Here is a 26,292-nt window from a genome sequence, read left to right on the forward strand (position 1 = left end):
CAGAGTTTCACATTTACATTTCTCTCAATTGCAGACTGAACCCTGCTAAGGATGCGTCACCGGGATCGTGCTTTGCTAATAAGCAGGATGGCCGCCGCGGGAGACATTGAACGTCGCCTCCTGTATTATTTAACCCTACAAAGTCTATACTTTTTGTAAAAAGGTCCTTCCCTTTCTTTTGCCAAACCCACCTCTTTGAACCCTGGATGGAGCCTGGGTTTCAGCGGGTTTTTCACTACCGTGCATCAGTGGCACGTCATAGGCGTGGCCCTTAACAACAGGAATGGTTTTCTTGATCAGTTTTTGAATATCGCGCAGATACAGCTTCTCCTCATAATCGCAAAAAGAGATAGCCACGCCTTCTGCGCCGGCACGTCCTGTACGTCCGATTCGGTGCACGTAGGTCTCGGGTATATTCGGCAGTTCATAATTGATCACATGACCCATATCATCGATATCAATACCCCTGGCTGCAATATCCGTAGCTACCAGCACTCTCAATTTACCTGCTTTAAACTGTGAAAGAGAGGCTTGTCGCGCTGCCTGCGTTTTATTACCATGAATGGCGGCTGCCTTTACTCCTGCCTTGCTAAGGTTCTTTGCAATTTTATCGGCTCCATGTTTTGTTCTTGCAAACACCAGTGCTGTTTTAATTTCTTCATTCTTTAACAGGTGCAGCAGCAATGGCAGCTTAGCCTGTTTTTCCGTGTAATATAAAGACTGCTGAATAAGATCAACGGTCGATGCCGGCGGTGTTATTTCGATCTTTACGGGCTGCTTTAAAAACGTATCTGACAGTTGCTGTATTTCCGGGGGCATGGTTGCTGAGAACAAGATTGTTTGTCGCTGCACAGGCAGCCTGGACATGATCTTGCGGACATCATTCACGAAACCCATATCCAGCATACGGTCGGCCTCATCCAATACCAGATATTTGATATCGTTTAGCGTAAGGCAACGCTGGTTAAGCAGATCCAGCAGGCGGCCGGGGGTGGCGACAAGTACATCTGTACCCTCACGCAGGGCTTTGACCTGGTTATATTGAGATACGCCTCCAAAGATGGCGACGTTTTTTATGGGGAGGTGTTTACCATATACAGTAAAGCTTTCCGCCACCTGCAATGCCAGTTCGCGGGTTGGAACCAGAATCAATGCACGGCAGTTTCGCCTGGCTTTTCCAGGGTTATGCTGGTTTAGCATTTGCAGCAACGGCAGTGCAAAGGCAGCTGTTTTTCCGGTGCCCGTTTGGGCGCAGGCCAGTACATCTTTTTTCTGTAAGATTTCCGGTATGGATTTTTCCTGTACCGGAGTTGGTGTGGTATAGCGTGCTTCTTCCAGCGCCTTCATTAGGGGCGCAATGAGTTGTAAATTGTTAAATGACAAAATAAATTCAATTAAAAAATGATAAAATAGTGGTAAAGCTATTGCACTGAGGGTGCGAATACGATACCAGCTTTACGTTAACGATCACTATATTTGAATGGAGGAAAGAAGACAAATCCAGTGCTAGGATAACATACAAGGCTGCAAAGATAGTATATTTTTTTGAGAATCTGTATTTATTTTTTGAAAAAAGCCCTCGACAGCGATCGTTCGGATATGTAACTCGCTATAATTACACGATCCAGGCAAGCCTGATCATCAATCCAGGACTAGATTAACTTCGTTGATCTTTGGGGGGGGAGAATCAAAAGAAAAACAAGCCCTTCGGCTTTTGTTTCCTCATTCCACGATTCAGGCAAGCCTGATCGTCAATCCTCGACTAGATTAACTTCGTTGATCTTTGAGGGGGAGAATCAAATAAAAAACAAGCCCTTCAGCTTTTGTTTCCTCATTCCACGATTCAGGCAAGCCTGATCGTTTCATTCCAAAACAAAACCCCCGCTTGCGCAGAGGCTTGTTTTTTTATTTGTCGGGATGACTAGATTCGAACTAGCGACCACACGCCCCCCAGACGTGTACTCTAACCGGGCTGAGCTACATCCCGAACCTGCCGTTTTACCGGGCGGTAAAGATACAACTAATTCGCGATCTTTTCTCCCGGGAAATGCATTTTTTTTGGCGATGTAACTCATTAACCCCGTCAAAATCAAGTGATTTTTACCCCCTTTTATATTAACTTCGCTGCTTAATGAATATCCTCATTAAGAATGCGGTCATCACAGACCCTACATCTCCATTTAATGGCCGGCTTGCGGACCTTTTCATATCGAAAGGTACCATACAGGCTATTGGAAACTCATTGAACTTCAAGGCGGATACTATTATTGAAGAACCCGGCCTGCAGGTTTCACCCGGCTGGCTCGACCTCTTTGCTGATTTCGCGGATCCCGGTTTCGAATACCGGGAAAACCTGGAAAACGGCGCAGCAGCAGCCGCCGCAGGTGGCTATACCGGCGTTTGCCTGATCCCCAATACCCATCCGGTGGCGGATCAGAAATCCGTCATAGAATATATTATCAAAAAATCAGCATCCCTCCCGGTAACTATCTATCCCATGGGCAGCATCTCCCGAAAAACAGAAGGCAGAGAACTTTCGGAAATGTACGACATGAAGCTCAGCGGTGCGGTAGCATTCACAGATGGATTAAAACCCGTCCAATCGGCCGGCGTTCTCGTAAAAGCCCTGCAATACGTCAAGTCTTTCAACGGGGTTATTGTCCAACTGCCCGACGATCAAAGCATCCAGCCACACGGACAAATGACTGAAGGTATCACTTCAACCCGACTCGGATTAATGGGCCGCCCTGAACTGGCGGAAGAAATTCAGGTGGTCAGAGATGTTAAATTAGCCGCCTACGCAGAGTCCAGGCTCCACCTGACCGGCATCAGCACCGCAAATTCTGTTAACCTGATCAAAGAAGCAAAAAAGAAAATTACCGGGATCAGTTGCTCCATAACTCCCTATCACCTTTTTTTCTGCGATGAGGACCTCGCCGGCTATGATTCGAATCTGAAAGTGAATCCGCCGCTGCGAAACAAAAAGGACCGAAAAGCGCTGCAGAAAGCCGTTGAAACTGGCATCATTGACTGTATTGCCAGCCATCACTTTCCACAAGACCGGGATCATAAGATCGTTGAGTTTGAATATGCCCAACCCGGAATGATCGGGTTGCAGACGGCTTATGCTGCCCTGAATACAGTATTGCCCTCGATCAAACAGGAAAAATGGGTAGAACTGCTGGCAATCAATCCCAGGAAAGTGCTGGGTCTGGATATCCCCACTATCGACATCGGGCGCAATGCCTCCCTGACTTTATTCAATCCAAAAACAAACTGGCAGTTACGCGAGGAAGATATCAGATCATCCAGCAAAAACTCTCCCTTCACCGGTATGGAACTGGCCGGAAGACCAATAGGTATTATCCACAATAACAAACTCGTATTGAATGGAATTGTTGAATAAACTCAGCCCATCCATGAAAGGCCTCATAACGGGTCTGCTGATGGTCGTGGCCGCGATCTTGTTGTCTTATTTCAAGGCGTCCGATGGCTCCGCCCTACACTATCTCACCTACATAATATTTGGATTGGGTATTGTTTGGGCGGTATCCGGAAGTTACCTGCTGGGACAAATAAAATTCGGTAAACTTTTTGAACCAGGATTCCGTTGCTTTGTGGTAGCTACATTGGTGATGGCTATTTACTCCATCATCTACTATAAACTAAATCCCGAAATTATTGAACGAAGCGCCGAAATGACCCGAATAGAGTTGTTGAAAACCGAGCGTAACCGGACCCCCGCAGAAATCGATGAGATCATAACCAACGGCAAAAAGCATTTCATCCTAACAAATACATCCGTTTTTGTATTTCAATATTTGTTCATCGGGGCCATTGTTACGGCAAGCGCTGCAGGTATTCTTTCCATCTCAAAGAAAAATTAATTATGGATCTGTCAATAGTCATACCCCTGCTGAATGAGGAAGAATCCTTACCGGAACTGGCTGGCTGGATTGAAAAAGTGATGACCGAAAATCAGTTTACCTATGAAATTATTTTTGTCGATGACGGCAGCACCGATAGTTCCTGGGATGTGATCAGGCAGCTAAGATCAGCTAACCCTAATATCCGGGGCATCAAGTTCCAGCGTAATTATGGAAAATCCGCCGCATTAAATGAAGCGTTCCGGGCAGCTCAGGGAGATGTGGTAATTACCATGGATGCCGACCTTCAGGACAGCCCTGATGAGATTCCCGACCTTCGTAAAATGATTGTGGAGGATGGGTTTGACCTGGTCAGCGGATGGAAAAAAGTTCGATATGATAACACGCTTACAAAAAATATCCCATCAAAATTTTTTAACGCAGTCACCCGGCGCGTCTCAAAGATCAAGCTCCATGATTTTAATTGCGGGCTGAAAGCCTACGATAAGAAAGTGGTCAAGAGTGTTGAAGTCTATGGCGAGATGCATCGTTACATTCCGGTACTTGCGAAATGGGCAGGCTTCAGGAAGATCGGGGAAAAAATTGTGGAACATCGCAAGCGGAAGTTCGGTATTTCAAAATTCGGCTGGGATCGGTTCATCAATGGTTTTCTAGATCTGTTGTCGATTACTTTTGTGGGCAAGTTTTCAAAGAGACCCATGCATTTCTTTGGCGTGTGGGGTATCTTCTTTTTCTTGATTGGCCTGATCACATCGTTGGTGCTGATTATTTCAAAGATCGTGAATATGGAGTATAGCATCACTAACCGCCCCAGCTTCTATATAGCGCTGACAGCCATTATTATCGGCGTGCAGTTATTTATGGCGGGATTTATCGGCGAGCTGATCTCAAGAAATTCTTCTGTTCGGAACAGCTACCTGATCGAGGAAAAGACCGGCTTTGACCAGGTCTGAATGCAGCGTTAAACAGTGAAGGGCGGAGATAAATCCCATACCCGAAATCGTTCGACCGGATCTGAATGCAGCGTTAATGCGCAGATCAATCAATCAGCTCTCCGCTTGCGGCCAGCACCTGCTGAAATGCTTGTTCATTCTATTGATCCATTTATCTTTACAGCACTATGGCAAAGATCATCCTATTAGGTCCTGCTCATCCACTGCGCGGTGGTATTGCTGCTTTTAATAACCGCCTGGCCACACAGTTTGTTCAGGAGGGGCATGACTGCGAGGTCTGGTCTTTTTCGCTGCAATACCCCTCCCTCCTTTTTCCTGGCAAAACGCAATTTACAGACGGACCGGCGCCTGAAGGGGTCCGCATCTTTCCGAAAGTGAATTCCATCAATCCACTAAATTGGATCCGCACGGGTAATGCACTCCGGAAGCTGAAACCCGATTTGATTGTGGTCCGTTATTGGCTGCCATTTATGGGTCCTAGCCTGGGTACCATCCTAAGATGTGTAAGGAGAAACAAATACACGAAAATAATATGTATCGCTGATAATGTGATCCCTCACGAGAAAAGACCGGGGGACAAGATCCTCACCCATTATTTCACCAAGTCGTGCGATGCTTTCATAACAATGAGCGAACAAGTGAAAGGAGACCTCAGGTCTTTTGAACCTCATAAGCCCATCCTGCTGATACCTCACCCCCTATATGATAATTTTGGCAAAGCAGTCTCGAAAGCTGATGCCCGCGCGCATTTAAAGCTTCCCCAGGATGAGAAACTAATTCTTTTCTTTGGATTCATCAGGAAATACAAGGGCCTGGATCTGTTGCTTCAGGCCATGAAAATAATTAAAGATGATCAGGCGCATTGGCAGGGTCGGCCACCGAAGCTGTTGATTGCCGGCGAATTCTATGATGATGAAAAAGCTTACCTTGACCAGATTGAAGAAAATAGTATCAAAGACTTCTTGTACCTGCACACGAGTTTTATCAGCGATACGGAGGTGAAATATTATTTGTGTGCGGCAGATGTGCTGGTACAACCCTACCGGAATGCCACCCAGAGCGGGGTTACTCCACTCGCCTATTTTTTTGAAAAAGCAACCATTGTAACCAATGTGGGCGGCCTGGCCTCGCTGGTACCCCACGAAGCATGCGGATTAGTTACGGAGCCAGATCCCCGGTCACTAGTAACTGCTATTGAAAGGTTTTACGAATTGGGTGAGGGGCACTTCAAACCCTGTATCCGCACAGAAAGGGAAAAGTACAGTTGGAAGAACTTTGTAAGCGCGATCCTGGAGTTGGCGAAGGTTTAAGATCACCTGAATTCACATTTTTGATTATATCATTTTCTGTGCGTTAATTTCATTATTTTACGTGTTGAGTGATTTTTAAGACGCAACCAAAGTAACTCAGAATCGGTAACTTCGTAAAGTATAGATACTTAGCTGAATTGATTAAAGTTAGTCCATGATAAGATATCAGATTCACAAGATTGCCGTTGCAACAAATTTTGGTGAGGAATCAAATAACGCGGTGTATCATGCTGCAATTCTCGCGAAAAAGCATAACGCTGAGTTGGATATAATCCATGCCGTGTCTCCGGCGGATTCCCGAAATAAAAAAGCGGAATTTGTGGGGGCGGCTTATGAACGATTAAAAAAGTATCGCGATCAGATCGTAAATGAATTTGGTATAGAGTCAAAGGTCTTTGCCCGTGTCGGCGATGTAGTTGCATTTATCTATAAATATTGCGTTGAAAACAAAACCGATCTTTTGCTTATTGGTGTACTGAATGGTATTAGGCGATATTTTAAAGAATCGATCGCTTATGAAATCATTATGAAAATTGAATGTCCGGTGCTTTCCATACCAACGAGTTTTAAAAAATCGGATTTTTACAAAATCTTATTCCCCGTTCGTGACGTTGAAGGCGTTAAAGAAAAGCTTATTTATTCCAGACCGTTTATCCAGAAAGACAACTCGGAGCTGCAAATTATTTGCCTCGGACAACCCGAATTTTATAAGGTTAATGAAGTGATTGAGCTGGCCGAAAATCAGCACATACAATTTTCGGTGTCGAATTTTAATACGGATTCAAAAAAAAATGTTGCCCCTGAGGTAATTTCAGCGGCAAAAGAAAGACAAGCTGACCTGATCGTCATTAATGCTACTTCAGAAAGACAATGGTATAATATATTTGGTGAAAATTATACGGAATACATCTTAAAAGAGGCAGATAGGGCTGTTTTGTCAATCACACATCCTTTTGAATCGGATAATCAACCTGATACTCCAAAATCCTAAGATCCGCCATCCTATTGGTTAAAAAAAAACCGTTGTTTTTTAACAAATAAAAAGTTTGTCTATTTTTAAATGAAAGAAGATAACCCATATTATTTGTTGAACTATGCGTAATCAAAACAGGCGTCTCAGAGCCATCCGGCTGACATTTGCACGATTATTTAATCTTCATCTTGGAAAAGCAGATGAGGCAGATGTGGTAGCTTCTATCAAAAAGGATGTCGCTTTCAGGGGGCATAATTTATGGACACTGATCTTTGCGATATTTATCGCTTCAATTGGTTTAAATGTCAATTCCACCGCAGTGATCATTGGCGCCATGCTGATCTCGCCGCTTATGGGTCCGATCATGGGCATTGGCCTGGGTATAGCGATTATAGATATTGACCTTGTAAGGAAAGGCAGTAAAAACCTCTTAAATGCAACCCTGATCAGTATTGCCACTTCTGCACTGTATTTTTGGATCACCCCGTTACATGATGCGCAAAGTGAACTGCTCGCCCGGACGATGCCTTCAATATGGGATGTTTTTATTGCGTTTTTTGGCGGGCTTGCGGGCATTGTAGCAAGCACCCGGAAAGAAAAAAGTAATGTAATCCCTGGTGTCGCCATCGCTACGGCATTAATGCCACCGCTTTGCACAGCAGGTTTCGGGCTGGCGTCGGGAAACTTTTACTATTTTATTGGGGCTCTTTACCTGTATTTCATCAATAGTGTTTTTATCTGTCTCAGTACCTATTTGATTGTACGTTTTCTGAATTTCAGGAAAGTGCAGTTTGAAAATCAATCCTACGGTAAAAAAGTGTCCCGCTATATTTTACTTATTGTTGCGGCAGCGGTAATCCCCAGCATCTACCTGACTTATCAAATAGTTGATAAAAGTATCTTTGAATCGAATGCGCAAACCTTTGTAAATGATCAGTTCCGTTTTAAAAATACGCAGGTGGTCAATAAGACATTCCGATACAGATCCGACAGCAGTGAAATTGACTTATTGCTGATCGGGAAAAATCTGCCGAAGTCAACTATTGACAGCATCTCACAAAAGCTCAATCAGTACCGGCTAAAGAATGCCAAACTGGTTGTCAGGCAAGGTTTAAATGCCAAACAGGAGATCGACTTCAGCCAGATAAAAGCGAGTATTCTTGAAGATGTGTTTAAAAAAGATTCTGTCAACAACTCCACAGAACAGGAGCACCCATCCCCTCAGGAGCTACCAGATCTGAGGGCGGAGTTGAAAGCGTTATATCCAGCATTAACTTACTATACCGGATCCCAGTCCGTCATTTACCGGACAGATACATTTGCGACAGATACAATTACTGTATTTGTGGCTAACTTTTCAAAGTCACCGGGGCGTGCGGAACGCTTCAAAATGCAACAGTGGCTAAAGCAGCGTTTGCAGGCTGATTCGGTAAAACTGATCGTTCAATAAAATCTCATTTTCGCCCGAAAGTTATAACTCACTGATCAGTTTGCTAACCGGGAATCCTTGAATCAGTTAAGGCGCTCAATGCCGGTCTGTTAAGTGAATTTCCAGATGCCAACTGTGGTACTGCCGCCTCCCCCAGTCGCAACATATACGGGAAATGAGGAGGTAGTAAATTTAACGAAATATTCCGAGTGCACCTTCGAATATCATTCGTAAATTTCATCTGCTTTTTCAGTCAGTTCTCCACAAAATTTGGAACAAGCAGCCTATTTATCTTAAGTGCGGTTTATGAAAATTGAAAAGAGATGATCGCTGGAAAATTGGACAGAAGCAAATGGATTTACCTGGCTTTTTGAATACGTCCATATGACATTCATTAAAATCCTGACGCTAATTGGACTTCCTGTAGCTGTATGGCTTACAGGCAGGCTAGATTTTTTCGGAGGGAACCCCGGACACGTCACAGCAATTGCTACCCTCGAAGCCAAAAATTTAGGTAATCAACACAATCCGGATCCCAGGAAATTATTTACTAAATCAGATGCCGATAAGATAATGGGTCAATCCACTCATTTGGCAGATAGTTCATCAAAAATGGAGAGGCTGTCCGATTCGTACCTTTGCGCTTACAAAACGGATGTCAAAGATATCACCACGGGTAAAATAGGCGCGATCTATTTTTTGTTTGAAAAGTACAAGTTACTGTCAGATGCTAAAAAGAGGTATACTGACATAATGCTGGCAAACAAACCCCATGGCATAAAAAATATAGAGAACTTAGGCGATGAAGCATATTTCCACACCGATAGCGTGAACTTTTATTTTATTATGGTCAGGAAAGGCAATTACGTGTACAATATAAAAGTAAACAAGATTATCAGCACCACCTCCTTAAAAGAATTTAATAACGCCGCAAATAAAATTGCAGTATTGATTCGGAAATAATGCAACATTTCGCTAAGCGGGCCTTCCCTTATCCATTTTTGTCACATTGATTAATTTGTTACGGGGAAAGGATCACAAAAACGGATTTTGTTGTCAAACAAATACTGTTCGTCAGCTTGTAATAAACATTGTTCCAGGTCTGCGATCATTTTTTCTTTATCCATATCCTGACCAATAAACACCAGCTCATTCATCCGGTCACCCCATTGGCGGCTCCATCGTGCTTCTATGGTATCCCTGTTGTGCACATAAGATGCATAACGCATTCGTTCTGCAAATGGCATGCTGCACCACCATACACCCGCATGCTCCAGCCTCGATGAACCGCCAGCCTGCGAAAAATTCAGGGCATCGTTCGGGCGGGAAGCCAGCCAGAATAATCCTTTAGCCCTAATGACATCGGAAGGATAGGCTTCGTTCAGGTATTTCCAGAAACGCTCCGGATGAAAGGGCTGCTGGTGGCGGAATACAAAGGAACTGATGCCATATTCTTCTGTTTCAGGTGTATGGCCTTCTGCTTCCAGCTCTTTTTGCCAGCCCGCGGAGGATTGTGCCTCTTCAAAATTAAACAACCCGGTATTCAATAGTTCTTGAGGAGCTACTTTCCCGAATGTGGATTCGATGATGCGTGCACCGGGATTTAGTTTGTGCAATGCAGCCTTCAGCACCCCTAATGTTTGCGTGCTCACAAGGTCTGTTTTGTTTAATACGATCACGTTGGCAAACTCTACCTGGTCGGTCAGCAGGTTTACAATAGTACGTTCGTCGCCCTCCATGTCGGTAAGCTCCCGGTCTGCTAATAATTCATCGGTGCCAAAATCTTTTAAAAAATTAAAGCAATCCACCACAGTTACCATCGTGTCAATATAGCTGAACCGGGAGAGATCAATGCCATTGTTTTCATCAACATAAGAGAATGTTTGAGCTACGGGGACTGGTTCTGATATACCCGTACTTTCAATGAGCAGGTAATCAAACCGATCCTCTTTAGCCAGGCGCTCTACCTCTTTCATCAAGTCTTCCCGAAGCGTGCAGCAGATGCAGCCATTGCTCATTTCTACCAGTCGTTCTTCTGTTCGCGAAAGGGTGTTTTCGTTTTCAACGAGCCGCGCATCTACATTTACTTCGCTCATGTCGTTGACAATTACAGCTACCTTCATACCTTCTTTATTGTGCAGGATATGGTTGAGCAGGGTTGTTTTGCCAGCGCCTAAAAATCCACTCAGCACGGTAACGGGCAATTTTTTCTGTTGTGATGACGGGGCCTGTTGTGGCCTTGATAGGGAATATTGCATTGTGTTTTGTTTGAATAGTTCTTGGGTGTACAATTTCATCCGCATGATGGTGCTTACAGTTGCAGCCTAATGTACTACAGTAGAGCAGTAGGCTAAAGAGCACCGGTTTTTTCGGGATCTGAATAGAATGTTGCCGGGACATGTTCATCGGTTTTAGAAGGCCGTAATGCTTATGCTTCCTTCATCTGATAGAGAGCCATCTGGCTGACGTTTATACTTTTTAACCACATCACCCCCTTTGTTAGGTAATACAAACACGTAGTCTCTATAGGCCTCAACGAACGGGTATTGTGTGGATTGTCTTGCTTTGACGTTTGTGTGAATGGTGATGGCCAGATCTTTAAACGTTCCTACATAACCAGTAGCAGGACTGGAGGTGGTAATGTTGGTGACCACTACAAATTGATCGAGGCCGTTTTGCGGATTGCCACCGCTGCTGTCGCTTTTGCTGCAGGAGGAAAAGACTGCAATAGTTGCTATAATGAAGACAATCATTACCTCTTTTACAATTGGCATCGTGTATTGGGCAATGCCGGATGTAAGCAACATTTTCATCGCATAATGCTAGAGAAAGGAGGGCGGGTCGCGGCTACCGGTAAACCGATTTGGTGTTATAGGAATAATAGATTGATAAAATACATGTAGTGTATTATAAAAAGAGACAGGAGCAAAACTGATCAAAGGGTTGGTTATAATATAGCTGCTGTAATTGTGTAAACAAACGGCGCAATGATCAGTGAGCGAGATCCCTTTGGTCAGCGAAACTTCATTGGTCTGGTGATTATTAAAACTGGAATCTACCGGCTGATGCCGATGCCATAGCTGCACCGGCGTAGTAATAAACAGGTACACCAGCAGTATTGCCACTGATGTACTTTTCCGATATCCCTCTTTTATTTTCAATTTTTGAAACGTTGTTGCAAATATAGGGAATTTGGGAATTTACCAAAACTTTAAAAGGTTCGAATTGTCAACAGCGGTGATACTCTATCTATCAAAATAAGACTCGATTATCCCGCCGATATTTTTCACATCATCGATGTTTAAATTACCCCAAATCTGTTTCCACTCGCCGGAGTCTTTTCGTAACTCGGTAATTTCTTTTTCTCCCATCTGACATTTGTAGAACTCAACACCGTCGGTGGTTTCAGCGGTATTCACCAGGATATATCTGGAACTGCCATTGATCACTACTTCAATTGTAAAATTAATATCTCCTGATTCCATAACGCATATTTTTTAAAAATAGCAAAAAGGTCAGGTTAAAAACTAAATATTCTATAAAGGATCCCCCAAAATCGAGCCAGAAATCGTGACGATCAAGCAGCCCCAAATCAATCATTTTCAATAACTACCATTTCATGGGCACTTCCATCAATAGGAGTTCTGCGCCTGGTTTTATGTTGAAGGAAATGGATTTTTTATCCCAGATTCCAAAGCCATCCCTGCGGCTCAATGCCACCCCTTCAACATCAGCTTCGCCTTCCAGTACAAAAACATACAGTCCGTTTCCTGTTGCTTTTATTTCATAATCAATGGAAGTTTCTTCATTGAACTTACCCAGGTGGAACCATGCCTGTTGGTGTACCCACACACCTTCGTCATCCGGGTTTGGCGAAAGAATTTGAAGAAAGCGGTTGCTGGCTTTTTCTTCATCAATCTTTATCTGGTCATAACGTGGCGTTACATTTTGCTTATCAGGGAAAACCCAGATTTGCAAAAATTTTACCGGTTCTGTTTTGCTGGCATTGTATTCACTGTGCATTATGCCTGTGCCTGCGCTCATCATCTGAATATCACCTTTTTTGATAGTACCGGTGTTGCCCATGCTGTCTTTGTGTTCCAAAGTGCCTTCAAGCGGTATGGAAACGATTTCCATGTTATCGTGCGGATGTGTGCCAAAACCCTTTCCCGGCGCAACGAAATCGTCGTTTATTACCCGCAATGCGCCAAAGTGTACACGCTCAGGATTGCGATAGTTGGCGAAGCTGAAGGTATGTCGGCTATGCAACCATCCATGGTCGGCATCGCCCCTTGTATCTGCTTTGTGTAGAATAGTGTTGCTCATGTTAATTCTCCTTTTTTTATGACGTAAAATTACATTTTCAAAAAGGCGTTCACAATATCCTATGGTAAGAATTGATGTGAATAGTGGGCAATAAAAAAACCCCATTTTGCATAGCAAAGTTCGGGTTGTGCTAGTTTCTCAAAGACCCTAGGACCCGATTGTATCGGGTACGACCGTTGTGGATCACCCCTATTGAAAATCGGGGTGTGTCTGCGAGGCTTGCCTGCCAAGGTAGGCTTGCTTGCCGTAGACAGGAAAATACAGAAACCAATGGGCGCAGAAGGATGTTCGTTTCGATTGGGAATAGGTGCGGTGAATAATAATACTATTCTTCGCGCTTTTTGCATATAATAATTACGTATGCGGAGAATATTTGTTATATTCGTCGCATAAAATGCATAGAATGTATATCTATCAATTGACCCAATGGCCTCATTTTCAATGGCAGACGGAAGCGATAGCTTCCTTGCTGACACGCGTGCGCCATCAACAGGGTCGGTTATTGGGGCGGATGGAAAACCTGGGGTTTAACCTTCGGGCGGAAGCTACCCTTCAAACCCTTACATTGGATGTGCTCAAATCCAGTGAAATAGAGGGTGAGGTATTAGATGCCGAACAGGTGCGCTCTTCTGTAGCCCGGCGTTTGGGAATGGATATAGCCGGTTTGATGCCTGCCGATCGTAATGTGGAGGGCGTTGTTGAAATGATGTTGGATGCTACCCAGCGATATCAGGAGTCACTTACTGAAGACCGTCTTTTTGGCTGGCATGCCTCTTTGTTCCCGTCAGGACGCAGTGGTATGCACCGGATCAAAACCGGAAAATGGCGGGATAACCTGCCTGATGATCCCATGCAGGTAGTGTCTGGCCCTATGGGGCGGGAGACGGTGCATTTCCAGGCACCGGATGCGGATCAGGTTCCGGCTGAAATGAAAGCATTCCTGGATTGGTTCAATGCTCCCGATAAAACAGACCCCGTATTAAGGGCAGCTATGGCCCATTTATGGTTTGTCACCATACACCCGTTTGATGATGGTAATGGCCGTATTGCCCGGGCTATAACGGATATGCAGTTAGCCCGTGCAGATGAAAGCCGCCAGCGATTTTACAGCATGTCTACCCAGATCCGGGCTGAGCGTAAAGCCTATTATGATATACTGGAGGCAACCCAAAAAGGCCGGATGGATATAACCCCTTGGATTCATTGGTTCCTGGGCTGTTTGGATAGGTCTATAGATGCAGCGGAGGCCACTTTGGCGGGGGTAATGAGGAAGGCAATATTTTGGAAGCAGCCGGCTACGCATACTTTAAACGACCGGCAAAAGCTGATGCTGAATAAATTGCTGGATGGTTTTACCGGCAAGCTCACCTCCTCCAAATGGGCAAAGATTGCCAAAACCTCTCAAGACACGGCGATACGGGATATCCAGGACCTGATAAACAGGCAACTGTTGGTGAAAGGGCCTGCAGGTGGCAGAAGCACCAGTTACCTGTTAAATGACGCTTTAACCTGCAACTAACTGGTAAGAATTTGAAATTGTTTTTCGGCCAAACCGCTTTAGCAATTCAACTTCATTCGAACTATTAATTTTCTCTTTTTTAAGAATTTCTTGAATTTGTGGCTGCTTTAAACCAGGGATGCGGACCTGAAAGAACGGCCAAAGGACTTCGCTTTTGTAAATCCGGTCAACATCAGGAAATCCAACAATTGGATTGTACTTCCCCGAATTCTTTTTAAACTGTTCGGTATATTTAAAATACCACTCCCCATTTTTGCAAGATAAAACCCCAACAGGAATTTCGTCATTTTCCAAGGAAAATATTGCCTCCACATCTTCGGGAACGCGGCTATATCCTTCCAAGTCGTCTTGGTTTTTATTAAACCAATTTTTTATCTTGCGTAACATTTGTTAATCTCCTTATTTTTTCAAATCTCTTTCTTAAAATTAATGAAATTAACTCTAATCTTGTACTTGTTAAAATCAGAGAAAATTCCTGCCGTATCATATTAAGAACTTTCAATTCATTTTCCACACTCGAAAACTCTTCAATAAGACAAACATATTCATCACTTAAACGTATTAGGTAGTTAATAAGTTCAAAATGATTTGCCTGTATATTGTCGGCTATACTAATCCGGGGGCATGCCTTCTCAATATAATTAACAATTTTTTTGCCATTTTTCGAATATTCGTCTAAATACCCTTTTATTTGTGCTTCGGTACAATTCCAGAACAATCCCCTTGCCGAATCATAAAGGGGCGCGAAGGTAGGCAATTTTGACGACTTAATTTGAGTCCTAATAACTCCCCAGTTATAAAAGTGCCGGTCATTATTACCCACAACAGCGTCAAAAATGATCATTTTTACTACCCCAACGAACAGATTATCAAAGGATTCTGGAAAAACGTTGCGGATTGATTCTTTAATAAATTCAAAAGTAAATAGCTCTCTTGACGATCTCCTGTCATTGGCTATCTCTTTGGCTAAATCCCTGTCACCCAAGTGTTCTCCACAAATTTCTGCTCCGTGAATCAATTCTTCTCCGTCCTTCAAGAAAAATTTACTTAAAAATCGAATTTGTTTGTTTACCCATACCAACCTTATTTCGTTCATTTCAAGGCCCACTGTTTGCCCAATGCGATTGATCAGGTATTCATAAATAGATTCATGCGGATAATATTTTTCTGCAGTTTTGGCAATATAAGAACACCATGTTTTTGGATTGGCTTTCCTGACTGTACCGTCCCTTTCAAAAAAATAGGCACGAATAAACTGTTTTGGGGCGTCGCCGTCCAATGGAATGTCGTGTACAATATAGTCGGACTCTTTAAGCGTAGGAATACTCTAGGGTCGTAAGATTTTACCCGATTTAAAAAAGGATTTCTCCCTTCGCAAATTTCCCCTTTTTGCCATTTACTGGTTATTAAAAGTTTGTCGAAGCTCAAAGCTATTGTAATTCGAAAACCTAACAATGCTCTCTTTTTAGGATCGTTAAACGCCAAGACATAGAAAACCTAGACAATTCCTCGTAGCCGCTACCTTACCGGCGTTGTGACGTTCCAACCGTGCCGAGACGTCCGCAGAGTAACCCACATAAAAACGCCCGCACTTCTCTGAATACAATATATAAACGCTATACATATGGCATGTAAACTTTAAACATATGGCAATAAAAAAACCTCTGTTACATAACAGAGGTTAGGTTGTGCCCCGGATCGGACTTGAACCGATACGACCGTTGCGGGTCACAGGATTTTAAGTCCTGCGTGTCTACCAATTCCACCACCAGGGCGTTCATGCTATCAGCACGAATATTATTTCAAAAAATCAAGAACTCCACATTGCTGCCAACCCCGATTTTCAATCGGGGCGTGTCTACCAAGTTTACCTACCGAAGGTAGGTCCACCACCAGGGCGTTCAAAAAAAAATCCTCTCAAATGAGAGGAAAGAATGAGCGGAAGACCGGGCTCGAACCGGCCACCCCGACCTTGGCAAGGTCGTGCTCTACCAAATGAGCTACTTCCGCGATTTTTAAGAACTAATCCCCTTCAAAGGGGCTGCAAAAATAAGAGATTACAGCGTCGGAAAAAAATTTTGCCCGGATTATTTGTAAACAGGCGTATAAAGCGTGCTGCTCTGCACCTGAACCTTCGGTTTTTCAAATCGCTTGGTATAAAGCATATAACACCCTCCCAAGGTGTAAAACACTAAACAAGCAACACTCAGGTAAAAAATAAAGGGCGATGAAGATACCCAGCTTTGCCTGAAATCTTTCTTTTCTCTTCTCTTAAGCGCCTGCTGGTATTCCTGCTGCTTTAGCTGCTCCTGTTCGTTTTGTTCCATTGTTGATTAGATTGTCCTGCAAAAATAAGGATTCAATAAAAATAATCACCCTTCTTTTTCAACGATATCAGAAAACCGTTTCTTACCCTTTACAAAATGATCCCAGGCGATATTACCCCTGTAAAAACCTGATAATCCAGCTTTTCTGTTGCGCGGGAAAATACTCTTTTTCCGTTCCAGCAACATCCATTTTATAAACGACAGGTGAGCACTGGCCACTGCAACAAAATAACCCCCATCACCTCCCAATAAACTTTTAACGGCCGATATCCCGTCCAGCACAAAACGTACCATCATCACATACAACCGCCGCCATCCATACATGTTTTTGTAAATCATGATATGATTGTTCCGGAAGTTCAGGTAGGTCTTGAGTGAGTTTCCCCTCGGCAACGTACCGCCGCCAACATGATAAACCACAGATTGCGGGCATACAAAAATCTTATACCCAGCGAGCTGAAGTCGCCAGCACAGATCTATCTCCTCCTGGTGTGCAAAAAAATAGGGATCAAATCCTCCGGCAGCGTGAAAAACCTCAGACCGTATAAATAATGCCGCTCCACTAGCCCAAAATACCCGCGAAATATCCTCGTACTGCAAAGTGTCCTCCTCACAATAGTCAAATATCCTGCCCCTGGCAAACGGATACCCCAGACTATCCAGCCAGCCACCACATCCGCCCGCATATTCAAAATAACATGGTTTGTTGTACGACAGGATCTTCGGCTGACAGGCAGCAATGGTCCGGTCAGTTGCAGCCAGTGCCACCAGGGGTTCAATCCACCCCGGACTCACCTGTACATCTGAATTAAGTAAAATATAAAAATCGGCCGAAACCTGCGCCAGGGCAATGTTGTAACCTTTCGCAAAGCCATGGTTCTCACTGAAGGATATGATTTCCACTTCAGGAAAATTCGATTTTAGAAAAGACACAGAATCGTCCGAAGAACCATTATCGGCGACCACCACCCTAAAATTGGCATAAGTCGACTGCAGAACATGTGGCAAAAATTTGCTCAGATAATTCTTACCATTCCAGTTCAGGATGACTATGGCAACTGAAGGATTCTCCATGTTGATCAATTGGCCCAAAAATAAGCGTTACCAACAATATAATTTGTGAGGCTGGACAATTTTCACCAATTTTCTAAAGCTTCCCCGGATTAGAGTCAAAAAGTTATAACAACTTCAACAAAAAGCAACTATGTCCGTATTCTTCAGGTGCGGAGCACCAGAACGCCGGTAACAAACCTTTCAGTTTCTCCCGGGTTGACCTGGAACAAGGAGATGATAAACATGGATGGCAGCAATCATGCCATTTGACAGGATCAGCGGCCATTTCCAGCCCAATAACACGCCATAGGCCACAAAAAACAGGCAGGCTACCAGATTCATCCAACGGATCAACTTTATCTGCCTGGGGATAAATGATATCACCAAAAAGAACATGGCCATATATCCTACCCATTCCGTCATTTTCATTTTAATTTATAAGAATGAATCCAAACCAATCAGCTCACTCCCTCAAAAAGCTAAGTTATTGACAATATACCGATATTTACCCCCGTGTTGTACCTTCGCAGGCAACCTGGAAATAATATATATCGTCAAATTCGGATGGGATGTAATCAAAAAACCGGCATGATGAAATACATATTTTGTTTAATGACCTTCTTTTTCTACGCAGGACTGCATGCTCAGAACGGAAATTCTGTTACGGTGATCAAAGACCCCCGGATCGACCTGCTGCTGCGAAAACAAGCCGAAATCAATGATGTTTCCACCCGTAACGCTACCAAAAGAAGAACAGCCAGGGGATACCGGATACTCATCATCAGTACCAATAAGCGCGAAGAAGCCATCGCCGCAAAAACAGCCGTATATAATTATTTCCCTGAACTAAAGTCGTATATGTGGCACCAATCCCCCTATTATAAAGTTAAGGTGGGCAATTTCACAACCAGGGCTGAAGCTTCAAATTATCAGAAAAGACTGAGCCCGTTCTTTCCCCGGGGCGTTTTTATCATGAACGATGTCGTGGAAATCAAGCCTGAATTTATCGAAGAGCAGAATTAAAGACTCAGATAAAAGTAGGAAACCAGAGGGAAACAGACAGATCCACCCCCACGGGATAATTTCTTTCCCGTTTACGTTATTTTTGTCGAATGATTCAGACCATCCAGCAATTGGCTAAGAAATACGCGGATGAATTCATCGCCGTCAGAAGACAACTTCATGCCAATCCCGAATTGAGCTACCAGGAATACGAAACCTCAGCTCTCGTACAAAGAAAACTGTCTGAATGGCAAATTCCATTCGAAATCAAAGCGGGGACCGGCGTAATCGGTATCATCAAAGGCAAAAACCCTAAAAGAAAGATCATTGCCTTGCGTGCCGATATGGACGCCCTGCCGATTACCGAAGAGAACGAAGTCCCCTATAAATCCAAAAACCCAGGCGTTATGCACGCTTGCGGACACGATGCTCATACCGCCTGCCTGCTGGGAGCTTCTAAAATTCTGAATGAACTCAAAGATCAATGGGAAGGCACCGTTAAACTGATCTTTCAGCCTGGAGAAGAAAAAAATCCCGGAGGCGCAAGCCTGCTGATAGCGGAGGGCGTTCTTGAAAACCCGAAACCACAGGCGATTTTCGGCTTACATGTGCACACCACCCTCGATGCTGGAAGACTTAGCTTCAGAAGTGGTAAAGTGATGGCAAGCGCCGATGAGCTATATTTCACGATTCGCGGGATTGGCGGGCACGCAGCCGCCCCGCATTTGTGCGTAGATCCGGTATTGATTAGTTCGCACCTCGTCGTTGCCCTTCAACAAATCATCAGCCGAAGAAATAATCCGCTTAACCCCTCCGTACTTTCCATCACAGCGTTCAACGGGGGTACAACCACGAATGTGATTCCTGGTGAAGTGAAATTAATGGGAACTTTCCGCGCGATGGATGAGACCTGGCGACATGAAGCCCATCATCTGATTCGGGAAACCTCGGAAAATCTGGTGAAAAGTATGGGCGGCGCGTTAGATCTGCACATCGACCTGGGTTACCCCTGTGTTCTGAATAATGAAAAACTGACGGAATCTGCCAGACAAAACGCCATCGCTTACGCCGGACCCGAACGGGTAGAAACCACCGAAATAAGAATGGGTGCAGAAGATTTTGGCTATTATACACAACTAATACCGGGGTGCTTCTTCCGGCTGGGCGTCCGAAATAAAGCGCTCGGAATCACGGCCGGTGTTCACACACCACACTTTAACCTCGACGAGCGGGCTATCGAAACGGGTATGGGTATGATGACCTGGCTGGCCGTGAGCACCGAACCCTGAGGATCAACAGATCATCTTCCATTTCAAACAGAGGCGGAGAACAAAAAAACATACGGATGAAGACACTGAAACTGCTCCTGACAATCATCATGCTGACCGGATCGGGTATGACAGTCATTGGCCAGACTATCAGAAATTACGAGGCCGACTGGAAAAAAGCTGAAGAAGCCATTAGCAAGGGATTGCCCGCTTCGGCGAGAGAGATCGTGCTCGGGATCTATAAAAAAGCAAAATCGGAAAAGCAGGACGCACAAGTTGTCAAATCACTGGTCTATCTGAACTCCGTCCAACAGGAGAACCGGGAGAACAACGAAATCATGTCCATCCGGGAGTTAGAAAAAGAAATTTCAAATAGTCAGGAACCGGTGACCTCACTGCTCAACAGCTACCTGGCGGGCTTATACCAACAGCTCTTCGCGCGCAATCGATTTAAAATATATAACAGAACCAACGTGGAAGGCTCAGGCAATGAGGATCCCGAGATCTGGACGGCTACAGATTTTCACAAGAAAATTTCGGGCTTGTATTTGGCCTCCATCAAAAACAAAGAACTGCTGCAGCGTTCCAGGCTTGAGCCCTGGGATGCGCTGATCACCAAAGGCAACCGGCGCTACCTTCGCCCTACCCTTTACGATCTCCTGGCACAACGGGCACTTCAGTATTTCAAAAATGACGAGCGCGACATCACCCGGCCGGCGTATTCGTTCGAGATTAGCCAGCCGGAAGCTTTTGCAGATGCAGCACGGTTCGCAGCGTTTAAGTTCGATTCGAAGGATAGCCTTTCTCTATCATACAAAGCGTTACTTATTTACCAGGAACTCATCAGCCTCCACCTGAAAGACGAAAAACCCGATGCGCTGATTGATCTGGATCTGGACAGACTTCAATATGTACGTTTGAAATCTGTCAATCCAAATTCGGATACCTATTACACAGAAGCGCTCGAAAATATTTTTAGAAAATATAGCAATCAGCCCGCCGCATCGCAGGCTCTTTACCTGCTGGCCCTGTGGCACCGGATAAAAGGTGTGAGCTTCCAGCCAGGTGTAGATACCGCCAACCGGTTTGAACTGGTCAAAGCCAAAGAACTGACCGATAAGATTCTTGCAACAGCTCGTACAGAATCCGAAGGATATGTCAATGCCTTTAACCTGAACCACGAGCTTACTGCACCATCCTACAATATTCAAGCTGAGAAGGTCAATATACCCAACCAGCCATTCAGGTTTCTGCTGAGTTTCAAAAATATTCAAAAACTTTACCTGCGAATTATTCCGGCTGCGGGCGATCTGAAATATAACAGCATTCAGGGAAACAGCGGAAACAAGTTCTGGGAAAAACTTACGGTTACAAAACCCATCCGTTCCTGGGCACAGGACCTCCCCGCAAACACCGATCTGCAAAACCATTCCGTGGAATTAAAGGTCGATGCTTTGCCGCCCGGAGAATATTTTATTCTGAGTTCGCTAAATGACCGCTTTGATCAAAAAGAAAATATCCTGGGTGCACGCCTGGTGAATATATCTCATATCAGCATGGTCGGTAACAGGAATGACTATTTTGTGCTAAACCGGAATAGCGGGCAGCCACTGAAAAATGCAAAAGTGCAGGTGTGGCGCCCGGAGTACAACTACTTGAACAGTACCACCAGGAAAATCAGATTTGCCGAATATTCAACGGACCGCAACGGATATTTCAAATTCATCAAAAAAGATGACAAGGAAAGAGGATACAACTATCAATTTGAAATTTCACATAATGGTGATGTTTTATTTATGGACGATGCTGTTTACTATTTTAACACCTACAACAGCTATCAGGCCGCAAATTCAAAAAAAATAAATACCAGGGCGTTTTTGTTTACGGACAGGAGTCTTTACCGCCCCGGACAAACGGTTTATTTCAAGGGGATTGCCGTTGACAGGCAAGCCGATGGTAAGAATTCCGAAGTGCACCAGGGATACAAAACAACCGTCTATTTGATTGATGCCAATCAGCAAAAGGCAGACAGCATGCTGGTTACAGCCAATGAATTCGGTTCATTCAACCGGAGGTTTACCCTGCCCAGCAGCGGATTGAACGGAAGTTTTTCCATTAGTACGGCAGACTGGTCGGGAACGATTGGGTTTAACGTGGAGGAATACAAGAGACCGCGATTCTATGTCGATTTAGAGAAACCGAAAGGTAGTTACAAATTGAACGATTCTATTTTGGTACCCGGTAAAGCCCTGGCCTACGCTGGTAACACCATTGGAGGAGCTACGGTCAGGTACCGGGTTGCACGGATGGCCCGCTTCCCCTACCCCTGGCTGTTCAGTTCACGCATTGGCTGGCCCCAAAGCCCCGAGCAGGAAATAGCCCATGGTGAAACTTCCACGAATCCGGATGGTCTGTTCTTCATCAGCTTCCTGGCCCTGCCTGATCTGAAGACCGATCCAGGCTTAGAACCAATCTTCGACTATCGTATTTATGCCGATGTCACCGATATAAACGGCGAAGTGCGCAGCACCAGCAGTGTGGTCTCGGTGGGCTACAAGTCCCTGATCATAAAAACAGAAATACCTGACAGGGTTTCAATCGACAGCCTGCAAAAAATAAAAATCCTAACCACTAACATGGCCGGGGCATTTGAAAAAGCCAAGCTTAAGGTCAGCCTTTCAAAACTAAAACCTGAACAACGTTTGTTACGAAACAGATACTGGCCAAAACCCGATCAGTTTGTGATGACCCGCGAAGAATATATAAAAAATTTCCCGAATGATATCTACGACAATGAAAATGACCCCAAGTCATGGCAGGTAGAGGCTGCAACCCTGGAACAGCGGGGCGAAAGTGATTCAACGGGCATCTTCAAAATAAACAGTCAGTCGGTATCACCGGGTTTTTATGTGCTCGACATATCCACCGAAGATAAAAATGGCAGGGCTGTCCGCGACCTTCATTACGTGGAAGTCTATAACCCCAGGCAGTCTCAACCGGCCTACCCGCAATACCTGGTGTCTACTAACCCTGAATCCATCGAGCCGGGACAAAGGACTGAAATGACACTCCAGAGCTCCGCCGAAAATATTTTTTTGATTCAGAAGGTGAGCAAGCAAAGCGATCAGTACAGTTTTTCCAGACTTAGCCATGAAAAGAAATTATTTACCTATAGTGCTACTGAAGCCGACCGCGGCGGCTATGGCGTAAGTTTCATGTTTGTAAAAAACAACCGGATATTCCAGGTAAGTCAGACCATCAACGTACCCTGGAGCAACAAAGAACTTAACATTGAATACAGTAGTTTCCGGGATAAGACTGAGCCGGGCGCCGATGAAAAATGGTCCGTCAGGATATCAGGTAACAAGAAGGAAAAAGTTGCTGCTGAAATGCTGGCTTCCATGTATGATGCATCACTGGATCAATTCTATCCGCACCGCTGGCAGGTACCGGGACTTTGGAGCAAATATGTTAATAATCCCACCTGGGTATCCAACAATTTCGGCGCTGCCCCGGCAATGCTGGGGAATGGTTACACTTTTTCGAACAAGACTTACGAAAAGAACTACGATCAGATATTCGAACAGTACGGCGCGGGGAGTCGCCCACCCGGGATCATGATCAGGGGACTGAACGGGCGCATCGGAGGAATCTCTGCTGAAAATGCAGAGCAATTAAGTGAAACGGTAGTGGTCGGCTATGGCAAGCAAAACGCTTCGGACGTCACAGGCGCCGTTCCGCTCCTTCAAGGAACTGCGGACAGTTTGGCGCTAAAAGGTCAGTCTGGACAAAACCCGGGCGAGAGTGAATTAAGGATCCGAAAAAACTTCAATGAAACGGCCTTCTTTTTTCCTAATCTGAGAACGGACCCGGCTGGCAATATTCAATTCTCCTTTACTATACCCGAAGCCCTGACCCGGTGGAAGTTCCAGGCGCTGGCGCACACCCAGCATATGTCGATGGGATACAGCAGCAAGGAAATTATCACTCAAAAGGAACTGATGGTGCAACCCAATATTCCCAGGTTTTTGCGGGAAGGCGACCGGCTGAAACTCAGTTCCAAAATCGTTAACCTTTCTCCGAATGAATTGACTGGTCTGGCTACCCTCGAATTATTCGACGCAGCTACTGCTGAACCTGTTGACGGCTGGTTTAAGAATGTGATACCCAAACAATACTTCACCATTTCTGCCGGCAAAAGTCAGGAGCTGTCCTTCCCCGTGGAAGTCCCTGCTCAATTCAATAAAGCGCTGACCTGGCGGATCACCGCGCGTGTTGGCGGAAGCGGCGAGAATATCCATCTCAGCGACGGCGAAGAAAATGTGATTCCCGTTCTCACCAACCGGATCCTGGTCACAGAAACCCTTCCCCTCCACATGCGTGGAACCGGTGAAAAGAAATTCAGGCTAGAGAACCTGCTGAAAAGCGGATCCAGCGAAACCCTCACCAATCAGGGATTAACGGTGGAATACAGCTCGAATCCGGTTTGGTTTGCCGTGCAGTCAATACCATACATGATGGAATATCCTTATGAGTGCGCCGAGCAAAACTGGAACCGGTACTATGCAAATAGCCTGGCGACCCTACTGGCAAAGAGTTCTCCGGATATCAAACAAATCTTTGAACGCTGGAAAGCAGGAGACAGTTCGGCGCTTAAGAGCAATCTTGAGAAAAATCCTGAACTGAAATCGTTGTTGCTGGAAGAAACTCCCTGGGTTTTACAGGCTAAAAATGAAGCGGCGCAGCGAAAAAATATTGCGCTGCTGTTTGACCTGTCACGGATGAACGGCGAACTCAGCAAAAGTTTTGAAAAACTCCGGCAGATGCAGAGTCCGAACGGAGGTTTTGTCTGGTTCCGGAACGGACCGGATGATCGTTTCATCACCCAATATATCGTTACGGGTATCGGACACTTGAAAAAGCTGAAGGCAGTAAGTGGATTACAAGAATCGAATCTCAACAGAATCGTACAAGCTGCAATCCCCTACCTCGACAGCAAGATCAAGGAGGAATATGATAATCTGGTTAACAGCAAGACAGACCTCAATAAATACGCGCCTTCTTATTATGTTATTCAGTATCTCTACATGCGAAGCTTCTTCCAAAGCCTGAAAGTGGCGCCCGAAGTGCAGAAAATCATTGACTATTTCAGTGCAAGAAACAAGGCAACATGGACACAACAGAATAAATTCATGCAGGCGATGATCGCGCTGGCGATGTCCCGTCGCAATGATGCGGCGACTGCAAAAGAAATTCTGCGTTCGCTGAAGGAAACGGCTATCTATCAGGACGAAATGGGTATGTACTATAAGGACAACGCCCGAAGCTGGCGCTGGTATGATGCACCCATTGAAAGACAGGCGATGATCATTGAAGCTTTCGAAGAGATCGGAGGCGATGTGGCGACTGCCGACGACCTCAGAACCTGGTTGCTGAAAAATAAACAAACCAATCACTGGGGGAGCACCAAAGCCACTGCCGAGGCCTGTTACGCGCTGCTGTTGCGTGGATCAAACTGGCTTTCCAATACGCCAGCGGTTGAAATAACCCTTGGTACAACACAGTTTAATTCTAACGAAGAAAAGCCGGAAAGCGGCACCGGATATTTCAAGAAATGGATCCCGGGAGAAAAAGTAAAACCTTCCATGGGCGAAATTTCATTGCGAGTGAATGGGGGCTCGCCATCAGAAAAACCAGTAGCCAAGTCGAAAAACAATCTTACCGGATCCTCCTGGGGCGCCGTGTATTGGCAGTACTTTGAGGCGCTCGACAAGGTGCCCGCTGCTGCATCCGGATTGAAACTGACGAAAAGATTATTTTTGGAAAAGAATAGTGACCGGGGTCCGGTGCTAACGCCTATAAATGATGGGACCAGCATCCGGGTAGGCGATAAGGTGAAGGTAAGGATTGAATTAAGTGCAGACAGGGACATGGAGTACCTACAGCTCAAAGACATGCGGGCAAGCAGTTTTGAACCCGTGAATGTGTTGAGTCAATATAAATGGCAGGGCGGACTGGGTTACTACGAGACCACGCGGGATGCTGGCACTAATTTCTTCATCGACTTCCTGCCAAAAGGCAGCTATGTTTTTGAATATGATCTTTTTGCGACCCAGGCGGGGAATTTCAGTGATGGTATTTCAACTATCCAGTGTATGTACGCGCCGGAATTCAGTTCGCACAGTAAAAATATAAATATCACTGTAGAGTGATTTAAAAAAGAGACGTTTATTTTTTCTCAATGT

23 protein-coding genes and 3 tRNA genes are annotated in these 26,292 nt (G+C 44.9%); 11 read left to right on the plus strand and 15 right to left on the minus strand.

Annotated elements, in window-relative coordinates:
- Positions 1 to 144 precede the first annotated feature (144 nt).
- Positions 145 to 1,383: a DEAD/DEAH box helicase gene (locus AC3WS5_RS13040; RefSeq protein ID WP_492467835.1), complete on the minus strand. Its 1,239-nt coding sequence runs from the start codon at positions 1,381 to 1,383 to the stop codon at positions 145 to 147.
- Positions 1,384 to 1,912: 529 nt separating this feature from the next.
- Positions 1,913 to 1,987 (minus strand) — tRNA-Pro (locus tag AC3WS5_RS13045).
- 144 nt (positions 1,988 to 2,131) lie between these two features.
- On the opposite strand from AC3WS5_RS13045, the gene AC3WS5_RS13050 reads away from it, so the two are divergent.
- The 7 genes from AC3WS5_RS13050 to AC3WS5_RS13080 all read left to right on the plus strand — a co-directional run bounded on the left by AC3WS5_RS13050 (position 2,132) and on the right by AC3WS5_RS13080 (position 9,515).
- On the plus strand, positions 2,132 to 3,406 hold the full coding sequence (locus AC3WS5_RS13050) for a dihydroorotase (protein ID WP_492467836.1): 1,275 nt from the start codon (positions 2,132 to 2,134) through the stop codon (positions 3,404 to 3,406).
- The gene (locus AC3WS5_RS13055; protein ID WP_492467837.1) at positions 3,390 to 3,887 is read left to right on the plus strand and encodes a DUF4199 domain-containing protein; all 498 of its coding nucleotides are present in this window, start codon (positions 3,390 to 3,392) and stop codon (positions 3,885 to 3,887) included. The genes AC3WS5_RS13050 and AC3WS5_RS13055 overlap by 17 nt, the downstream gene beginning before the upstream one ends.
- A gap of 2 nt (positions 3,888 to 3,889) precedes the next feature.
- Positions 3,890 to 4,840: a glycosyltransferase family 2 protein gene (locus AC3WS5_RS13060; RefSeq protein ID WP_492467838.1), complete on the plus strand. Its 951-nt coding sequence runs from the start codon at positions 3,890 to 3,892 to the stop codon at positions 4,838 to 4,840.
- A 167-nt stretch (positions 4,841 to 5,007) separates the two neighbouring features.
- Complete coding sequence (locus AC3WS5_RS13065) at positions 5,008 to 6,150, plus strand: glycosyltransferase (protein WP_492467839.1); 1,143 nt, start codon at positions 5,008 to 5,010, stop codon at positions 6,148 to 6,150.
- A 154-nt stretch (positions 6,151 to 6,304) separates the two neighbouring features.
- A complete protein-coding gene (locus AC3WS5_RS13070; protein ID WP_492467840.1) occupies positions 6,305 to 7,141 on the plus strand; it encodes a universal stress protein in 837 nt (278 codons plus the stop codon).
- 103 nt (positions 7,142 to 7,244) lie between these two features.
- A complete protein-coding gene (locus AC3WS5_RS13075; protein ID WP_492467841.1) occupies positions 7,245 to 8,573 on the plus strand; it encodes a TIGR00341 family protein in 1,329 nt (442 codons plus the stop codon).
- 363 nt (positions 8,574 to 8,936) lie between these two features.
- Positions 8,937 to 9,515, plus strand: coding sequence for a hypothetical protein (locus tag AC3WS5_RS13080; protein ID WP_492467842.1), 579 nt, complete (start codon positions 8,937 to 8,939; stop codon positions 9,513 to 9,515).
- Between the two features lie 50 nt (positions 9,516 to 9,565).
- On the opposite strand, the gene AC3WS5_RS13085 is transcribed toward AC3WS5_RS13080, so the two are convergent.
- The 5 genes from AC3WS5_RS13085 to AC3WS5_RS13105 form a co-directional block, all read right to left on the minus strand.
- Positions 9,566 to 10,810, minus strand: coding sequence for a GTP-binding protein (locus tag AC3WS5_RS13085; protein WP_492467843.1), 1,245 nt, complete (start codon positions 10,808 to 10,810; stop codon positions 9,566 to 9,568).
- 153 nt (positions 10,811 to 10,963) lie between these two features.
- Positions 10,964 to 11,305 carry a hypothetical protein gene (locus tag AC3WS5_RS13090; protein WP_492467844.1) on the minus strand — a complete coding sequence of 114 codons (342 nt, stop codon included), beginning with the start codon at positions 11,303 to 11,305 and terminating at the stop codon, positions 10,964 to 10,966.
- Positions 11,306 to 11,374: 69 nt separating this feature from the next.
- The gene (locus AC3WS5_RS13095; protein ID WP_492467845.1) at positions 11,375 to 11,713 is read right to left on the minus strand and encodes a hypothetical protein; all 339 of its coding nucleotides are present in this window, start codon (positions 11,711 to 11,713) and stop codon (positions 11,375 to 11,377) included.
- A gap of 84 nt (positions 11,714 to 11,797) precedes the next feature.
- Positions 11,798 to 12,037, minus strand: a complete 240-nt coding sequence (locus tag AC3WS5_RS13100) for a hypothetical protein (RefSeq protein WP_492467846.1) — start codon at positions 12,035 to 12,037, stop codon at positions 11,798 to 11,800.
- 124 nt (positions 12,038 to 12,161) lie between these two features.
- Entirely contained in the window at positions 12,162 to 12,878 is a 717-nt protein-coding gene (locus AC3WS5_RS13105) for a pirin family protein (RefSeq protein WP_492467847.1), read from the minus strand.
- A 403-nt stretch (positions 12,879 to 13,281) separates the two neighbouring features.
- Here AC3WS5_RS13105 and AC3WS5_RS13110 point away from each other — a divergent pair, with 403 nt between their 5' ends.
- Positions 13,282 to 14,397, plus strand: a complete 1,116-nt coding sequence (locus AC3WS5_RS13110) for a Fic family protein (protein ID WP_492467848.1) — start codon at positions 13,282 to 13,284, stop codon at positions 14,395 to 14,397.
- Here the strand turns inward: AC3WS5_RS13110 and AC3WS5_RS13115 are convergent.
- The 8 genes from AC3WS5_RS13115 to AC3WS5_RS13150 all read right to left on the minus strand — a co-directional run bounded on the left by AC3WS5_RS13115 (position 14,383) and on the right by AC3WS5_RS13150 (position 18,200).
- Positions 14,383 to 14,784: a HipA N-terminal domain-containing protein gene (locus AC3WS5_RS13115; RefSeq protein WP_492467849.1), complete on the minus strand. Its 402-nt coding sequence runs from the start codon at positions 14,782 to 14,784 to the stop codon at positions 14,383 to 14,385. The genes AC3WS5_RS13110 and AC3WS5_RS13115 overlap by 15 nt on opposite strands.
- Positions 14,756 to 15,676 (minus strand): HipA domain-containing protein, encoded by a 921-nt coding sequence (locus AC3WS5_RS13120; protein WP_492467850.1) that lies wholly within the window; start codon positions 15,674 to 15,676, stop codon positions 14,756 to 14,758. The genes AC3WS5_RS13115 and AC3WS5_RS13120 overlap by 29 nt, the downstream gene beginning before the upstream one ends.
- Before the next feature lie 195 nt (positions 15,677 to 15,871).
- Entirely contained in the window at positions 15,872 to 16,021 is a 150-nt protein-coding gene (locus AC3WS5_RS13125) for a GIY-YIG nuclease family protein (RefSeq protein ID WP_492467851.1), read from the minus strand.
- Between the two features lie 65 nt (positions 16,022 to 16,086).
- Positions 16,087 to 16,172 (minus strand) — tRNA-Leu (locus AC3WS5_RS13130).
- A 162-nt stretch (positions 16,173 to 16,334) separates the two neighbouring features.
- Positions 16,335 to 16,407 (minus strand) — tRNA-Gly (locus AC3WS5_RS13135).
- A 77-nt stretch (positions 16,408 to 16,484) separates the two neighbouring features.
- A complete protein-coding gene (locus tag AC3WS5_RS13140; RefSeq protein WP_492467852.1) occupies positions 16,485 to 16,724 on the minus strand; it encodes a hypothetical protein in 240 nt (79 codons plus the stop codon).
- A 45-nt stretch (positions 16,725 to 16,769) separates the two neighbouring features.
- Positions 16,770 to 17,798: a glycosyltransferase family 2 protein gene (locus AC3WS5_RS13145; protein ID WP_492467853.1), complete on the minus strand. Its 1,029-nt coding sequence runs from the start codon at positions 17,796 to 17,798 to the stop codon at positions 16,770 to 16,772.
- 180 nt (positions 17,799 to 17,978) lie between these two features.
- Complete coding sequence (locus tag AC3WS5_RS13150) at positions 17,979 to 18,200, minus strand: uroporphyrinogen decarboxylase (RefSeq protein WP_492467854.1); 222 nt, start codon at positions 18,198 to 18,200, stop codon at positions 17,979 to 17,981.
- 165 nt (positions 18,201 to 18,365) lie between these two features.
- Here AC3WS5_RS13150 and AC3WS5_RS13155 point away from each other — a divergent pair, with 165 nt between their 5' ends.
- The 3 genes from AC3WS5_RS13155 to AC3WS5_RS13165 all read left to right on the plus strand — a co-directional run bounded on the left by AC3WS5_RS13155 (position 18,366) and on the right by AC3WS5_RS13165 (position 26,259).
- Complete coding sequence (locus AC3WS5_RS13155; RefSeq protein WP_492467855.1) at positions 18,366 to 18,800, plus strand: SPOR domain-containing protein; 435 nt, start codon at positions 18,366 to 18,368, stop codon at positions 18,798 to 18,800.
- Positions 18,801 to 18,889: 89 nt separating this feature from the next.
- Positions 18,890 to 20,068, plus strand: coding sequence for a M20 metallopeptidase family protein (locus AC3WS5_RS13160; RefSeq protein WP_492467856.1), 1,179 nt, complete (start codon positions 18,890 to 18,892; stop codon positions 20,066 to 20,068).
- A gap of 56 nt (positions 20,069 to 20,124) precedes the next feature.
- Entirely contained in the window at positions 20,125 to 26,259 is a 6,135-nt protein-coding gene (locus tag AC3WS5_RS13165; protein ID WP_492467857.1) for an alpha-2-macroglobulin family protein, read from the plus strand.
- The last annotated feature ends 33 nt before the right edge of the window (positions 26,260 to 26,292 follow it).

Source organism: Niabella sp. CPT15-335-S11 (assembly GCF_058792415.1).

Coding starts and splice junctions, on each gene's coding strand:
- AC3WS5_RS13150 (WP_492467854.1), bottom strand. CDS start 18,200: ATGACGGAATGGGTAGGATATATGGCCATGTTCTTTTTGGTGATATCA.
- AC3WS5_RS13160 (WP_492467856.1), top strand. CDS start 18,890: ATGATTCAGACCATCCAGCAATTGGCTAAGAAATACGCGGATGAATTC.
- AC3WS5_RS13055 (WP_492467837.1), top strand. CDS start 3,390: ATGGAATTGTTGAATAAACTCAGCCCATCCATGAAAGGCCTCATAACG.
- AC3WS5_RS13140 (WP_492467852.1), bottom strand. CDS start 16,724: ATGGAACAAAACGAACAGGAGCAGCTAAAGCAGCAGGAATACCAGCAG.
- AC3WS5_RS13075 (WP_492467841.1), top strand. CDS start 7,245: ATGCGTAATCAAAACAGGCGTCTCAGAGCCATCCGGCTGACATTTGCA.
- AC3WS5_RS13090 (WP_492467844.1), bottom strand. CDS start 11,305: ATGATTGTCTTCATTATAGCAACTATTGCAGTCTTTTCCTCCTGCAGC.
- AC3WS5_RS13050 (WP_492467836.1), top strand. CDS start 2,132: ATGAATATCCTCATTAAGAATGCGGTCATCACAGACCCTACATCTCCA.
- AC3WS5_RS13070 (WP_492467840.1), top strand. CDS start 6,305: ATGATAAGATATCAGATTCACAAGATTGCCGTTGCAACAAATTTTGGT.
- AC3WS5_RS13060 (WP_492467838.1), top strand. CDS start 3,890: ATGGATCTGTCAATAGTCATACCCCTGCTGAATGAGGAAGAATCCTTA.
- AC3WS5_RS13105 (WP_492467847.1), bottom strand. CDS start 12,878: ATGAGCAACACTATTCTACACAAAGCAGATACAAGGGGCGATGCCGAC.
- AC3WS5_RS13125 (WP_492467851.1), bottom strand. CDS start 16,021: ATGTATAGCGTTTATATATTGTATTCAGAGAAGTGCGGGCGTTTTTAT.
- AC3WS5_RS13100 (WP_492467846.1), bottom strand. CDS start 12,037: ATGGAATCAGGAGATATTAATTTTACAATTGAAGTAGTGATCAATGGC.
- AC3WS5_RS13080 (WP_492467842.1), top strand. CDS start 8,937: ATGACATTCATTAAAATCCTGACGCTAATTGGACTTCCTGTAGCTGTA.
- AC3WS5_RS13165 (WP_492467857.1), top strand. CDS start 20,125: ATGAAGACACTGAAACTGCTCCTGACAATCATCATGCTGACCGGATCG.
- AC3WS5_RS13065 (WP_492467839.1), top strand. CDS start 5,008: ATGGCAAAGATCATCCTATTAGGTCCTGCTCATCCACTGCGCGGTGGT.
- AC3WS5_RS13145 (WP_492467853.1), bottom strand. CDS start 17,798: ATGGAGAATCCTTCAGTTGCCATAGTCATCCTGAACTGGAATGGTAAG.
- AC3WS5_RS13110 (WP_492467848.1), top strand. CDS start 13,282: ATGTATATCTATCAATTGACCCAATGGCCTCATTTTCAATGGCAGACG.
- AC3WS5_RS13115 (WP_492467849.1), bottom strand. CDS start 14,784: ATGTTACGCAAGATAAAAAATTGGTTTAATAAAAACCAAGACGACTTG.
- AC3WS5_RS13155 (WP_492467855.1), top strand. CDS start 18,366: ATGATGAAATACATATTTTGTTTAATGACCTTCTTTTTCTACGCAGGA.
- AC3WS5_RS13085 (WP_492467843.1), bottom strand. CDS start 10,810: ATGCAATATTCCCTATCAAGGCCACAACAGGCCCCGTCATCACAACAG.